This is a genomic window from Herbaspirillum sp. GW821-FHT09A12, assembly GCF_059418325.1.
In genome coordinates this window covers 786,440-801,051 of the sequence record NZ_JBWKPR010000002.1, presented here as the reverse complement: position 1 = coordinate 801,051, position 14,612 = coordinate 786,440, and the positions used below count along the sequence as shown (strand labels likewise).

Here is a 14,612-nt window from a genome sequence, read left to right as displayed (position 1 = left end):
TTTTCGAGCTAATGTTGGATCAAGGCGCGTTGCCTCGGGCAGCGCGCCATCAAGTCAGGAGAAATAGTATGGCGGCAATTACCGCAGCAATGGTGGGCGAACTGCGCGCAAAGACCGACGCGCCGATGATGGAATGCAAGAAGGCACTGACCGAAGCCAACGGCGATCTGGTCAAGGCTGAAGAGCTCCTGCGCGTCAAGCTGGGCAGCAAGGCCTCCAAGGCTTCCTCGCGCATCACCGCCGAAGGCGTGGTCGCGACCTACATCAACGGCAATGTCGGCGCCCTGATCGAAGTCAACTGCGAAACCGACTTCGTGACCAAGAACGAAGAATTCATCGGCCTGGCTGAAGCAGCTGCCAAGCTGGTCGCCGAGCAGAACCCGGCCGACGTGGCCGCCCTGGGCGCCTGCAAGCTGCCTGACGGCAAGACCCTGGAAGAACTGCGTACCGAACTGATCGGCCGCATCGGCGAAAACATGTCGTTCCGCCGCTTCCAGCGCTTTGAGTCGGCTGCCAAGCTGGTGTCCTACCTGCACGGCACCCGTATCGGCGTGGTCGTCGAGTTCGACGGCGCCGACCTGCAAGTCGGCAAGGATGTGGCAATGCACATCGCCGCCATGAAGCCGGTGGCCTTGTCGTCCGAGCAAGTTCCGGCCGACCTGATCGAGAAGGAGCGTTCGGTTGCCTCCCTGAAGGCTGCTGAATCCGGCAAGCCGGCCGACATCGCCGCCAAGATGGTCGAAGGTTCGGTGCAAAAGTACCTGAAGGAAGTGTCGCTGTTCAACCAGGCTTTCGTGAAGAACGACAAGCAAAGCGTCGAGCAGATGCTCAAGGCCGCGAACTCCACCGTGAAGTCCTTTGTGATGTACGTGGTGGGCGAAGGCATTGAGAAGAAGCAGGACGATTTCGCTGCCGAAGTGGCAGCGCAAGTGGCTGCGGCGAAACAAGCCCAGTAAGCGTTGTAAAAGAAAGCGGGCCGAGAGGCCCGTTTTTTTAAGCCCGGCCGGAACTTTTGGGGTGGGCGGCATCTATTGTCATGGCTTTGGCTGATCCATCCACCAGGCAAGGCGGCAATAGGCGTTGATCGATTGTAGGAAAAACTGGCGCAGCAGTACCGGCATGCAAGTGTCCGCGGTTTTTCGCGGCGGGAACGCGCCATCCCGCCCAGGCGAAAAAAAGCAGGCCAATCAACAAGCAATAATTCAAATCGGATAGAACACGGAGCCCTGCAATGACAACACCTGCTTATAAGCGCGTACTCCTCAAACTTTCCGGCGAAGCACTGATGGGCGACGACGCCTACGGTATCAATCGTGCGACCATCGAACGCATGGTCGCGGATGTGGCAGAAATCAGCAAACTGGGTATCGAGCTGGCCATCGTCATCGGCGGCGGCAACATCTTCCGCGGCGTGGCGCCGGGCGCGCAAGGGATGGACCGCGCGACCGCCGACTACATGGGCATGCTGGCCACCGTCATGAATTCGCTGGCCCTGGCCGACGCCATGCGTCAGGCCGGCCTGACGGCCCGCGTGATGTCGGCCATCGGCATCGAACAGGTGGTCGAGCCCTACGTGCGCCCGAAGGCGCTGCAATACCTGGAAGAGGGCAAGGTGGTGGTGTTCGCCGCCGGCACCGGCAACCCTTTCTTCACCACCGACACCGCGGCTGCGTTGCGCGGCTCGGAAATCGGCGCCCAGATCGTGCTCAAGGCCACCAAGGTGGACGGCGTCTACACCGCCGACCCGAAGAAGGACCCGTCGGCCACCCGCTATGCCTCGATCTCGTTCGACGAGGCCATCGCCAAGCACCTGCAGGTGATGGATGCCACGGCATTCGCGCTGTGCCGCGACCAGAAGTTGCCGATCAAGGTGTTTTCGATCATCAAGCCGGGCGCCCTCAAGCGCGTCGTGATGGGCGAGGACGAAGGTACGCTGGTGCACGTCTGAGAACCTGAATGGGTTCCATGCGCCGGCGGCAAGCAAACCGGCCACGCGCCGGCATTCCCGTTTACAATGCCCCCGCATTGGGCATTTGCATTCAAGATAAGTTATTGCATCAAATTAGGAGAGCAGCATGAGTGTCGCTGAGGTCAAGAAGAACAGTGAACAGAAGATGAGCAAGTCGATCGAGACCTTGAGGGCCAACCTGGCCAAGGTTCGCACCGGCCGCGCCCATACCGGCTTGTTGGACCAGGTGATGGTGGACTACTACGGCAGCCCGACCGGCCTGTCGCAAGTGGCCAACCTGACCCTGATCGATGCCCGCACCATTGGCGTGCAGCCGTACGAAAAGAAAATGGTGGGCGCAGTGGAAAAGGCCATTCGCGAATCCGACCTGGGGCTGAACCCGGCTACCCACGGCGAACTGATTCGCGTGCCGATGCCGGCGCTGACCGAAGAACGCCGCAAGGAAATGGTCAAGCTGGTCAAGAGCGAGGCCGAGGACGCCAAGATCGCGATCCGCAATATCCGCCGCGAAGGCAATGAAGGCCTGAAAAAGCTGGTCAAGGACAAGGTGGCGTCGGAAGACGACGAGCGCCGCGGCCAGGACGAAATCCAGAAGCTGACCGACAAGTTCGTCGCCGAGATCGACAAGCTGGTGAGCGAGAAGGAAAAGGATGTGATGACGGTGTAATCCCGTCGTGCAGGGCTTGCATGCGGTTGTTGCCGGCTGGGCCGGCAGCATGCCGCAGAAGTAAAGACAATAAGGAAATGTGCGGCGAAGCCGCCGATGGCATGAGGCGGGATATTCCCGGTTCCCAGGTTTGTCAAAGTCCCCATGTCCCGCTACCATGGTGCGGCCGAAAGCCATTAATGCACTAAATAATTCTTCATGAAGCATCAAAGCTCAACTCTTGCGGTTCCGGATATTTCCGCGGTTCCGCGTCATATTGCCATCATCATGGACGGCAATGGACGTTGGGCAACCAAACGCTTCCTGCCGCGCGTGGCCGGCCATGCCAAAGGCGTGGATGCGGTGCGCGCCATCGTCGAAGCCTGCGCCGTGCGCGGCGTCGAATTCCTGACCTTGTTTGCGTTCAGTTCCGAGAACTGGCGCCGTCCGGCCGACGAAGTGTCGGTGCTGATGCGCCTGTTCATGACGGTGCTGGAGCGGGAAGTCGGCAAGATGGCGGTCAATGGGATTCGCCTGAAGATCGTCGGCGACATGAGCCGCTTCGACCCCAAGCTGCAGGAAATGGCGCTGCGGGCGGAGGCGCAAACCGCTGACAATCATCGCCTGACCCTGACCGTATGCGCCAACTACGGCGGCCGCTGGGACGTGATGCAGGCGGTGTCCCGCATGACCCGGGACAATCCCGGCACCCACGACTTTGCCGAAGGGCAGTTGGCGCCTTACCTGGCAATGGCCTATGCGCCCGAGCCGGACCTGTTCATCAGGACCGGCGGCGAACAGCGTATTTCCAATTTCCTGCTGTGGCAGCTGGCGTACAGCGAACTGTATTTCACCGATACCTTTTGGCCGGACTTCGATGCCGCGGCGCTCGACCTGGCCATTGCCTCGTACCAACAACGCGAGCGCCGTTTCGGGCGCACCAGCGCACAAGTGCTGGACCAGAAAAAGGCTTCCTGATGCTCAAGACGCGTGTCATCACGGCGTTGATCCTGCTGGCAATCCTGTTGCCTGTCCTGTATTTCGATTATTTCCCCGCATTTGCGATGGTGGTGCTGGTGTTTTTTGCCGCCGGCGCCTGGGAATGCTTTCGCCTGTTCAAGAGCCCGCGCCCCGCGGTGTGGGCGGTGGGGTGGACGCTGGCGTTCAGCGTGATCCTGTTTTTCAGCGGCCTGCCCAGCGTGCGCCCGCTGTATGTCCTGTGCGTGATGCTGTGGGCGATACGTTTCGTGCCGGCGCTGGGCCTGGGCCTGCCCAAGGCCGAGGCGTTCGCCAACCGCCTGCTCAATGGCACCTACATGCTGTCCATCCTGGGCTGCTTTGTCGCCATCGTCGACTTGTTCCTGCGTTCGCCGCTGTACCTGCTGTCGGTGATGGCGGTGGTCTGGGTGGCCGACATCGGCGCCTATTTTGCCGGCAAGGGCTTCGGCCGCCACAAGCTGGCGCCATCGATTTCCCCCGGCAAGTCGTGGGAAGGCGCCATCGGCGGCTGGCTGGCGGTGCTGGTGATCTCGGCTGCGGTGGCGATGTCGGTCGGCCTGGGCGAGACCTTCCAGCTGCACCTGTATGACCGCTGGGGCTGGCTGGGCTTCGTGGCCGTGCTGAGCGTCATGGTGGTGGCCAGCGTGGTGGGCGATCTGTTCGAATCGCAGCTCAAGCGCCGCGCCGGCATGAAAGACAGCAGCAACCTGCTGCCAGGCCATGGCGGCGTGCTGGACCGTATTGACGCGCTGATCCCGGTGCTGCCGCTGGCGGCGCTGATCGACCTCTGGCTGGCGGCAGCCTGAGCGTCTTAACAAATCCGGAAATCTCATGCAGTCCATCAGTATCCTCGGCTCCACCGGTTCCATCGGCGTTTCCACACTCGACGTCATTGCCCGCCATCCCGACCGCTATCGTGTCTATGCCTTGAGCGCCCATGCGCGTGTGGCGGAACTGGCGGCGCAATGCGAACGCTTCCGCCCGCAGGTGGCGGTGGTGGGTTCGGCCGCGGCCGCCGCCGAATTGAGTGCGTTGCTGCGCGCCAAGGGGGTGCCGACCGACATCGCCTATGGCCCCGAGGCATTATGCGATATCGCCTCGGCGCAGGGCTGCGATATGGTGATGGCCGCCATCGTCGGCGCGGCGGGGCTGGCGTCGACCCTGGCCGCGGCCAAGGCCGGCAAGAAGATCCTGCTGGCCAACAAGGAGGCGCTGGTCATTTCGGGCCAGTTGCTCATGGATACGGTGGCGGCGCATGGCGCCTGCCTGTTGCCCATCGACAGCGAACACAATGCCATCTTCCAATGCTTGCCGCCGGGCTACACCCGTTCAATGCCGGCGCACGGCGTGGAAAAGATCCTGTTGACCGCGTCCGGCGGCCCGTTTCTTACCCGCGATGTCGCCACGCTCAACGAGGTGACCGTGGAAGAGGCGGTGGCGCATCCGAAGTGGGTGATGGGGCGCAAGATTTCGGTCGATTCGGCCACCATGATGAACAAGGGGCTGGAGGTGATCGAGGCGCACTGGCTGTTCGGCGCCCCGGCTGACAAGATCGAGGTGGTGATCCACCCGCAAAGCGTGATCCACTCGATGGTCTCGTATTTGGATGGGTCGGTGCTGGCGCAGTTGGGCAATCCGGATATGCGCACTCCGATCGCATCGGCCCTGGCCTATCCCGACCGCATCGCATCGGGCGTGGCGCCGCTGGACTTGGCGCAGATCGCCCAGTTGTCGTTCAGTCAACCTGATTTCGGCCGCTTTCCCTGCCTCAAACTGGCGTATGATGCCTTGCACGCCGGCGGCACGCTGGCGGCGGTGTTGAACGCCGCCAACGAAGTCGCCGTGCAAGCCTTCCTCGACCGCAAGATCGGGTTCAGGATGATCGACCAATTGATCCAGCGGGTGATGTCCGCGGTTCCCAACCGGCAGGCGGCGGATGTCGGCACGCTGCTGGAACAGGATGCCGCCGCCCGCGCCCATGCCGAGGCCTTGATTTCACAATGACGTTGCTGCATACCCTGATCGCGTTTTTCGTCGCGCTCGGCACCTTGGTGGTGGTGCATGAACTGGGACACTACCTGGTGGCCCGCTGGTGCGGCGTCAAGGTATTGCGTTTCTCGGTAGGAATGGGGCGCGTCGTCTGGTCGCGCCGGTTCGGCCGGGACCAGACCGAATGGGCTTTGTCCATCCTGCCGCTGGGCGGCTACGTCAAGATGCTCGACGCGCGCGAGCAGGACCTGGAAGACCTTCCCGAAGAAGACCTCAAGCGCGAATTCACCCGCCAGTCCGTATGGCGCCGCATCGCCATCGTGGCGGCCGGCCCGGCGGCCAACTTCCTGCTGGCGATCCTGCTGTTCGCGGGCTTGTACATGCATGGCATACCCGAGCCGGTGCCCACGCTGCGTGCGGCGGCGGAGCCGACGGCGGCTTACCAGTCCGGCTTGCGCGGCGGCGACCGCATCACGGCCATCAATGGCGAGCCGGTGCATGTGTGGTCGGAAGTGCGCTGGAAGCTGATGCAATCGGTGCTGGAAAAGGCCGATGCCCGGGTCGATGTCGAGCGCCCGAACCCGAACGGGCAGGGCAAGCTGCTCAATACCGTCACGTTGCGCCTGAATGAAGTGGGCAGCGGCGACCTGGAAGGCGACTTCCTGGCCACGCTGGGATTGGCGCTGGCGCGGCCGCCGGCGGTGCTGGGCAAGATTCTCGACGGCCCGGCCAAAGCGGCCGGCCTGCAGACCGGGGACAAGATCCTGGCGGTCGACGGCGAGCCGGTCAGGGATGGCCTGGCGTTCGTCGAAAAGGTGCGCGAGTCGGCGGGCAAGCGCCTGGTGCTGCATGGCGTAAGAGGGACTTCCGCATTCGATGTGGCGCTGGTTCCCGACAGCGTGGCCGACAGCGCTTCGGGCAAGCAGATCGGCCGCATCAAGGTTGAAGTGCCGCTGGCGCCCGAGATGGCGACCATCAGCGACGGCCCGCTGGAAGCCGTGGTCAAGGGCGCGCGCCGCACCTGGGACACCAGTATCATGACGGTCAAGATGATCGGCAAGATGATCGTCGGCCAGGTCTCGTGGAAGAACATTACCGGCCCGATCACCATTGCCGATTATGCGGGCCAGACCGCCCGCGTGGGCCTGGTCAGCTACCTCAGTTTCCTGGCTTTTATCAGTATCAGCCTGGGCGTGATGAATCTCTTGCCGATCCCGGTTTTAGATGGCGGTCATTTGCTGTATTATGCGCTGGAGATTTTGACAGGGCGACGCGTTCCCGAGCGGTTTGGGGAAATCGCGCAGCGCGCCGGCCTGGGAATACTGATGGCACTGATGCTTGTGGCTGCATTCAACGACATCGCGCGCCTGATGTTTCAAGGATAAATCCGGGCTGTTGCGGGCCTTGACGAGTGAAATCGCCAAGGTTTGCAAGAAAGACCGGATTTTTTACATTTGCCGGCCAACCCCCATGGCAGTTGTTAAGCAATTGGCAATGGATCTGGAATCCGTTTTCAATTGCTTGCCAGCATCTTGTCAGGCAGTGCCGAGGCGAAAACACTGTTGATGAACGATAGATGAAAATACACCCTGCGCACCATCCCATTCCGACCCTTTCCCGTCGCCTGATCGCAGCAGCCGTATTCGCCCTGTGCTCCAGCCAAGCCATGGCTGTGACGCCGTTCGTGGTCAAGGACATCCGCGTCGAGGGTATCCAGCGTACCGAAGCCGGCACCGTGTTCAGCTACCTGCCGGTGCGGGTGGGCGACACCTTCACCGATGAAAAGGGTACCGCGGCGATCAAGGCGCTGTACGCCACCGGTTTCTTCCGCGACGTGCGCATCGAGTCCGAAGGCGATGTGCTGGTGGTGCAGGTGGTCGAGCGCCCGGCGATCGCCAGCGTCGACTTCTCCGGCATCAAGGAATTCGACAAGGAACAGCTGACCAAGGCGCTGAAGGAAATCGGCGTCGCCGAGTCCCGCATCTTCGACCGCTCGCAGGTCGACCGCGCCGAGCAGGAGCTCAAGCGCCAATACCTGTCGCGCGGCCTGTACGGCGCCAAGGTGTCGACCACGGTGACCCCGGTCGAGCGCAATCGCGTGGCGATCAGCTTCACCGTGGATGAGGGCGAAGTCTCGCGCATCAAGCAGATCAATTTCGTCGGCAACAAGGTGTTTTCCGACGGCACGCTGCGCGACCAGATCAAGCTGACCACACCGGGCTGGTTCACCTGGTACACCAAGGCCGACCAGTATTCCAAGGAAAAGCTGCAGGGCGACATCGAAACCCTGCGCTCGTACTACCTGGACCGCGGCTACCTGGAGATGCAGGTCGAATCCACCCAGGTATCGATCACGCCGGACAAGAAAGACATCTACATCACCGTCAACATCAAGGAAGGCGAGAAGTACACCGTCTCCGGCATCAAGCTCGAAGGCGAGATGTTCGGGATGGACCAGGAACTGGCCTCGCTGGTGCAGTTGAAGACGGGCGATATCTATTCCGGCTCCAAGCTGACCGACAGCACCAAGAAGATCGGCGAGCGCCTGGGCAACTTCGGTTACGCCTTCGCCAACGTCAACGCCAACCCGAATGTCGACCGCGAGAAGAAGGAAGTCGCCTTCACCATCATGGTCGATCCGGGCAAGCGCGTGTATGTGCGCCACGTCAACATCGCCGGCAACACCAAGACCCGCGATGAAGTCATCCGCCGCGAATTCCGCCAGTTCGAGGATTCCTGGTACGACGGCGAGAAGATCAAGCTCTCCCGCGACCGTGTGGACCGCCTGGGCTACTTCAAGGAAGTCACGCTTGAAACGCCGGAAGTCCCCGGCACCAGCGACCAGGTCGACGTCAACATGAAGGTGGAAGAAAAGCCGACCGGCAACATCATGCTGGGCGCCGGCTTCTCGCAATCGGACAAGCTCAGCCTGACCGGCTCGATTTCGCAGGAAAACGCCTTCGGCAGCGGCAACACCGTCGGCGTCGAAGTCAACACCAGCTCGCGCTATCGCACGATCTCGGTGTCGACTACCAACCCCTACTTCACCGACGACGGCATCAGCCGCACCTATGAAGTCTATCTGCGCACGATCCGCCCATCGGTGTATGCGACCGGCGACTACCGCGTGAAGACCCTGGGCGGCAGCGTCAAGTTCGGCGTGCCGTTCTCGGAACTGGATCGCGTGTTCTTCGGCGTGGGCGTCGAAAATACCGACGTCAGCACCGACACCACCAGCCCCTCGCTGTATCGCCAGTATGTGCGCGATTTCGGCGGCGCCGGCGGCGCGGGATGCGATGTGACCTCGACTAGCAACGATTGCGGTGTCGGCAGTGCCCGCACCACCAGCATCCCGCTGACCATCGCGTGGCAACGCGACGGCCGCGACAGCGCGCTCGTGCCGACCACCGGCCAGTACATGCGCGCCAACATGGAAGTCTCGTCCCTGGGGACGCTGAAGTACTACCGCGCCAGCTACCAACACCAGTATTTCCAGCCTTTCTTCAGCAAGGCGGTGACGCTGGCGCTGAACGGCGAGCTGGACTACGGCCGCGGCTTTGGCGGCAAGCCGTACCCGGTGTTCAAGAACTATTATGCCGGCGGCATCGGCACCGTGCGCGGTTATGAAGCATCGTCGCTGGGCAGCCTGAAGGACCAGTATGGCGACTCCATGGGCGGCGCCTCTCGTTTCTATGCCAATGCGGAGTTACAATTCCCGTTCCCGGGTTCGGGCCAGGATCGTACTTTGCGCTGGTTCACGTTCTTTGACGGCGGCAACGTCTTCGCCGACGGCCAGAATATCAAGTTCAACGACTTGCGCTATTCTGCCGGTGTCGGCATCAGCTGGGTGTCGCCGATCGGGCCTCTGAAACTGAGCTTCGGCAAACCGTTGAACCTGAAGGATGGCGACAAGTCCCAATCCTTCCAGTTCCAACTGGGTACCGGCTTCTAAGTTTGAAGCGGGCATCATTGAATTTTGTAATACGGAGAACAACCTTGAAGTTCATTACCAAATCGTTTCTGTCCCTGCAAGCCATCGTGATGGCTGTCGGCCTGATGAGTGCTTCCGTTGCGCACGCGCAGGAAAGCTCGAAGATCGCCTTTGTCAGCACCGAGCGCATCTTCCGCGAAGCCGCGCCGGCCAAGGCTGCGCAAACCAAGCTGGAGCAAGAGTTCGCCAAGCGCGACCGCGAACTGCAAGACATGGCGGCACGCCTGAAGGCGCAGTCGGACAAGCTGGACAAGGACACCTCCGTGCTGTCGGATTCGGATCGCGCCAAGCGTCAGCGCGACCTGTCCGACCTGGACAAGGAATTCCAGCGCAAGCAGCGCGAGTTCCGCGAAGACCTGAACCAGCGCCGCAATGAGGAACTGGCGGTGGTTCTGGAGCGCACCAACAAGGTGATCCGCCAGATCGCCGAAGCTGAAAAGTACGACATCGTGTTCCAGGAAGCCGTGTACGCCAGCAAGCGTATCGACATCACCGACAAAGTGCTGAAAGAACTGGCAAAGTAATCGGCTGGCCATGGATGCGGGCGCGATGGCGGAGACGCCTTCGCGCCCGCATGCCAATTGGTGTTCCGTTTGTCCGCGCAAATTCGATGCCGGACAGCGGCGCTGGTGTTTTCCATGCAACGCATATCATTCAGAAGGCCAAGATGAGTATTCGGCTGGAACAATTGGTCGAGCGCTTGGGCGGACAGTTGAAGGGCGATGCGGACATTGAAGTCCAGGGCATCGCACCGCTGGACGCCGCCGGCGCCTCCCATATCACGTTCCTTTCCAATCCCAAATTCCGGGCCCAGGCCGACCAGACGCAGGCTGCTGCGCTGATCCTGTCCGAGGCCGACGATGCCCAAGTCCAGTCCTACGCCGGGGCGCGCATCGTCACGAAGAACCCTTACGCCTATTTCGCCCGCGCGGCGCAGTTGTTCCAGCGCCTGGACGAGGCGCTGCCGCCGGCCGGCATCCATCCCGGCGCGGTGGTCGACCCGGCGGCCCAGGTGGCCGCCAGCGCCGTGATCGGTCCGCTGGCGGTAGTCGAAGCCGGGGCGGTGATCGGCGAGCGTGCGCGCATCGACGCCGGCAGCTTCATCGGCCGCAACGCCAAAGTCGGCGACGATACGCATTTCCATGCGCGCGCCACGCTGCATCACGCCTGTGAAATCGGCGCGCGCGGCATCGTGCATTCGGGCGCGGTCATCGGCGCCGATGGTTTCGGTTTTGCCAACGAAGCGGGGCAGTGGATCAAGATCCCGCAGGTCGGGCGCGTGATGATCGGCGACGATGTCGAAATCGGCGCCAACACCACCATCGACCGCGGCGCGCTGGCCGACACCGTGATCGAAGAGGGCGTCAAGCTCGACAACCAGATCCAGATCGCCCATAACTGCCACATCGGCGCGCATACCGCGATTGCCGCCTGCGCCGGCATCGCCGGCAGCGCCAGGATCGGCAAATATTGCTCGATCGGCGGCGCGGCCATGATCCACGGCCATATCACCATCGTCGACCGGGTGCATGTTTCGGCCGGCACGCTGGCGCTGCGCTCGATCCTGGAGCCGGGGCAATACACCGGCTTCTACCCCATCACCGAGCATCGCGACTGGGAAAAATCTGCCGCCCTGGTGCGCAATCTGGGCACGATGCGTGAGAAAATCCGGGCGTTGGAGAAAACGCTCAAATCGCTTACAGCCAATTCAGAGAATCAAGAAGAGAATGAATAGTCCCGATATCAAAAAAGTCCTCGATATCAACGAGATCAAACAGTACCTGCCGCACCGTTACCCGCTGCTGCTGGTGGACCGCGTGCTGGATTGGGAAAGCGGCAAGACCATTACCGCCATCAAGAACGTGACCGTCAATGAAGAGTTCTTCAACGGTCACTTCCCGCACAAGCCGGTCATGCCCGGCGTGCTGATGATCGAGGCGCTGGCGCAGACTGCCGCGCTGCTGTCCTTCCTGACCGAAGGCCGCAAGCCCGATGAAAACACCGTGGTCTATTTCGTCGGCATCGATAACGCCCGTTTCAAGCGTCCGGTGGAGCCGGGCGACCAGTTGAAGATGCAAGTCGAGATTACCCGCCGTGCGCGCGGCATCTGGAAGTACACGGCGGTTGCCTCGGTGGACGGACAGGTGGCGGTCGAAGCCGACCTGATGTGCACCATGCGCAGCGCCGCCGACGCCAGCCAGAGCGCCTAAGAGCTTGTTGGTGGCCCCGTCGCCGGGAGTCCACGAACCGGATCTGCGAGGGCCGCCAAACCGAGCATGGAGGGCCCGGCCGGCGATCGGATACGATCCCGCCGGGCCTGATTCATTGGGCATTGCGATATCGCAAGCCCTCAAGCGAACATCAAGCGAACATCAAGCGAATAACAGGATATGTCGAAGATTCATCCTACCGCAGTGATTGCACCGGGCGCCCAGCTCGATTCCTCGGTCGAGGTCGGCCCGTATGCCGTGATCGGCCCCGATGTGCGCATCGGCGCGGGTACCCGCATCGGCGCCCATGTGGTCATCGAAGGGCATACCACCATCGGCCGCGACAACGAGATTTTCCAGTTCGGCTCCATCGGCGCCGCGCCGCAAGACAAGAAATACGCGGGCGAACCCACCACGGTCGAGATCGGCGACCGCAACACCATCCGCGAATTCGTCACCTTCAACCGCGGCACGGTGCAGGACGCCGGCGCCACCCGCATCGGCAACGACAACTGGATCATGGCCTATGTCCACCTGGCGCATGACTGCCAGCTGGCCAACAACATCATCCTGGCCAATAACGCCACGCTGGCCGGCCATGTCCATCTCGGCGATTACGTGTTCCTGGGCGGTTTCACCACCGTGCACCAGTTCTGCCATATCGGCGCGCATGCGATGACCGCCTTCACCGCCGCCGTCAGCCAGGACGTGCCGCCTTTCGTCACCGCCGCGGGCAATCGCGCGGTGCCGGCCGGCATCAACAGCGAAGGCCTGAAGCGGCGCGGTTTCACCAGCGAGCAGATCATGGAGATCAAGCGCGCTTACAAGGTGATTTACCGTTCCAACCTGCCGCTGGATGAAGCCAAGGGGGAACTGGCGAGCATGGAGGCCAAATCGGCTGCATCGGCCGGACATATCCGCCTGCTGCGCGAATTCATCGAAGCCTCGTCCCGTGGCATCATCCGCTGAACTGACGCGCAAGCAATCGATCGCCCTGGTGGCCGGAGAGAGCTCCGGCGACTTGCTGGGCAGCCGCCTGCTGGCCGGCCTGCGCGAACGCCTGCCGGATGTGCGCTTGCACGGCATCGGCGGCGAACACATGATGGCGCAAGGCTTCACCAGCGACTGGCCGATGGACAAGCTGACCGTGCGCGGCCTGTTCGAAGTCATTCCCCGCTATCGCGAAATCAAGGGTATCCAGCAGGCGCTGCGCGAGCGGCTGCTGGCCGAGCGGCCGGATGTCTTCGTCGGCGTCGATTACCCGGGCTTCAACCTGGGCCTGGAAGAGCAACTGCGCAAGGCGGGCATTCCCACCATCCATTTCATCGGCCCCCAGATCTGGGCCTGGCGCGGCTGGCGCATCAAGAAGATCGCGCGCGCGGTGTCGCACATGCTGGTGATCTTTCCTTTCGAGGAAAGCATTTACCGCAACGCAGGCATCCCGGTGACCTATGTCGGCCATCCGCTGGCCGAAGTGATCCCGATGCAGCCCGACATGCCGGCGGCGCGGGCGCGGCTGGGGCTGAAGCAGGATGCGCGCGTGGTGGCGATCTTGCCGGGCAGCCGCATGGGCGAGTTGAAGCAGAACGGCGACGGTTTCCTGGCGGCGGCGCGGTTGCTGCGGCAACGCGAAGCCAGCCTGCAGTTCGTCACCCCCATGGCGGGCGAGCGGCAGATGGCCGTCTTCCTGGAGCAGATCCGCCTGGGCGGCTATGAAGACCTCGATGTCAAGGTCGTTTCCGGCCAGTCGCATTCGGCCATGGAAGCGGCCGATGCGGTGCTGGTGGCCTCTGGCACGGCATCGCTGGAAGTGGCCTTGTACAAGAAGCCGATGGTGATTTCCTACAAGGTCATGTGGGCCTCGTACCAGATCATGCGCCATATGGGGTATCAGCCATGGGTCGGGCTGCCCAACATCCTGGCGCGCGAGTTTCTGGTGCCGGAGCTGCTGCAGCACGACGCCACGCCGCAAGCGCTGGCCGACGCCATGTGGCGTCAACTGGACGACCATGCGCAGCAGCAGCGGCTGGTGCGCCGCTTTACCGACATGCACCATGCGCTGCTGCGCGATACCAGCCGGGAAAGCGCCAACGCCGTGTGTGAAGTGATCGGCGCCCGCGCCAGATAGCAAGGCGGCGCATGCCGCCTCATTGTTTTAAAGAAAGAAGACCATCATGCCCAAAGCGGCGCCTCAGACGTTGTCCCTGTTCGATTACGCCGGCGAGATCATGTGCGGTGTCGACGAGGCTGGCCGCGGCCCGCTGGCCGGCCCGGTGTTCGCGGCCGCCGTGATCCTCGATCCGGCGCGCCCGATCCCGGGATTGCGCGACTCCAAGAAGCTCAGCGAAACCGCGCGCGACAGCCTGGCGCTGGAGATCAAGGCCAAGGCCATCGCCTGGGCCATTGCTTCCTGCAACGAACAGGAAATCGACGAACTCAATATCCTGCACGCCAGCATGCTGGCCATGCGGCGCGCGGTCGAAAGCCTCGCCACGCAGCCCACGCTGGCGCTGATCGACGGCAACCGTTGCCCGGTCATGAGCATCCGCAGCGAAGCCATCGTCAAGGGCGACGACAAGGTGCCGGCGATCTCGGCGGCATCCATCCTGGCCAAGACCGCGCGCGATGCGGCGCTGATGGTGTTGCACGATACCTATCCGCACTACGGCTTCGACCGCCACAAGGGCTATCCGACCGCCTTGCATCTGGAACGCCTGCGCCTGCATGGCGTCTCGCCGGTGCATCGCCGTTCCTATGCCCCGGTCAAGGCCCTGTTGGCGGCGCAAGAGCGCGCTTGAGGCCGATCGC

The 14,612-nt window shown here is 62.4% G+C and carries 14 protein-coding genes; all 14 read left to right on the top strand.

Going from position 1 to position 14,612, the window contains the following annotated elements; genetic code table 11:
- Nucleotides 1-68: 68 nt before the first annotated feature.
- The 14 genes from tsf (at nt 69) to rnhB (ending at nt 14,602) form a co-directional block, all read left to right on the top strand.
- Complete coding sequence (gene tsf, locus AC07N6_RS08640) at nt 69-956, top strand: translation elongation factor Ts (protein WP_494779897.1); 888 nt, start codon at nt 69-71, stop codon at nt 954-956.
- A 275-nt stretch (nt 957-1,231) separates the two neighbouring features.
- Nucleotides 1,232-1,948, top strand: coding sequence for a UMP kinase (gene pyrH / locus AC07N6_RS08635; protein ID WP_050466893.1), 717 nt, complete (start codon nt 1,232-1,234; stop codon nt 1,946-1,948).
- A 127-nt stretch (nt 1,949-2,075) separates the two neighbouring features.
- Nucleotides 2,076-2,636, top strand: coding sequence for a ribosome recycling factor (frr, locus tag AC07N6_RS08630; protein WP_494779896.1), 561 nt, complete (start codon nt 2,076-2,078; stop codon nt 2,634-2,636).
- 198 nt (nt 2,637-2,834) lie between these two features.
- A complete protein-coding gene (gene uppS / locus AC07N6_RS08625) occupies nt 2,835-3,593 on the top strand; it encodes a polyprenyl diphosphate synthase (RefSeq protein WP_494779895.1) in 759 nt (252 codons plus the stop codon).
- On the top strand, nt 3,593-4,420 hold the full coding sequence (locus AC07N6_RS08620; RefSeq protein WP_494779894.1) for a phosphatidate cytidylyltransferase: 828 nt from the start codon (nt 3,593-3,595) through the stop codon (nt 4,418-4,420). The genes uppS and AC07N6_RS08620 overlap by 1 nt, the downstream gene beginning before the upstream one ends.
- A 25-nt stretch (nt 4,421-4,445) precedes the next feature.
- Nucleotides 4,446-5,618 (top strand): 1-deoxy-D-xylulose-5-phosphate reductoisomerase, encoded by a 1,173-nt coding sequence (ispC, locus tag AC07N6_RS08615; RefSeq protein WP_494779893.1) that lies wholly within the window; start codon nt 4,446-4,448, stop codon nt 5,616-5,618.
- On the top strand, nt 5,615-6,988 hold the full coding sequence (rseP, locus tag AC07N6_RS08610) for an RIP metalloprotease RseP (RefSeq protein WP_494779892.1): 1,374 nt from the start codon (nt 5,615-5,617) through the stop codon (nt 6,986-6,988). The genes ispC and rseP overlap by 4 nt, the downstream gene beginning before the upstream one ends.
- A gap of 191 nt (nt 6,989-7,179) precedes the next feature.
- A complete protein-coding gene (gene bamA / locus AC07N6_RS08605; protein WP_494779891.1) occupies nt 7,180-9,555 on the top strand; it encodes an outer membrane protein assembly factor BamA in 2,376 nt (791 codons plus the stop codon).
- 89 nt (nt 9,556-9,644) lie between these two features.
- Nucleotides 9,645-10,118 carry an OmpH/Skp family outer membrane protein gene (locus tag AC07N6_RS08600; RefSeq protein WP_494780266.1) on the top strand — a complete coding sequence of 158 codons (474 nt, stop codon included), beginning with the start codon at nt 9,645-9,647 and terminating at the stop codon, nt 10,116-10,118.
- A 143-nt stretch (nt 10,119-10,261) separates the two neighbouring features.
- On the top strand, nt 10,262-11,329 hold the full coding sequence (gene lpxD / locus AC07N6_RS08595) for a UDP-3-O-(3-hydroxymyristoyl)glucosamine N-acyltransferase (RefSeq protein WP_494779890.1): 1,068 nt from the start codon (nt 10,262-10,264) through the stop codon (nt 11,327-11,329).
- Nucleotides 11,322-11,804 carry a 3-hydroxyacyl-ACP dehydratase FabZ gene (gene fabZ / locus AC07N6_RS08590; RefSeq protein WP_050466884.1) on the top strand — a complete coding sequence of 161 codons (483 nt, stop codon included), beginning with the start codon at nt 11,322-11,324 and terminating at the stop codon, nt 11,802-11,804. Before lpxD ends, fabZ begins: the two co-directional genes overlap by 8 nt.
- A 180-nt stretch (nt 11,805-11,984) precedes the next feature.
- Entirely contained in the window at nt 11,985-12,773 is a 789-nt protein-coding gene (lpxA, locus tag AC07N6_RS08585; RefSeq protein ID WP_494779889.1) for an acyl-ACP--UDP-N-acetylglucosamine O-acyltransferase, read from the top strand.
- Nucleotides 12,757-13,932: a lipid-A-disaccharide synthase gene (gene lpxB / locus AC07N6_RS08580; protein WP_494779888.1), complete on the top strand. Its 1,176-nt coding sequence runs from the start codon at nt 12,757-12,759 to the stop codon at nt 13,930-13,932. Before lpxA ends, lpxB begins: the two co-directional genes overlap by 17 nt.
- A 46-nt stretch (nt 13,933-13,978) precedes the next feature.
- A complete protein-coding gene (gene rnhB, locus AC07N6_RS08575) occupies nt 13,979-14,602 on the top strand; it encodes a ribonuclease HII (RefSeq protein ID WP_494779887.1) in 624 nt (207 codons plus the stop codon).
- Nucleotides 14,603-14,612: the final 10 nt, after the last annotated feature.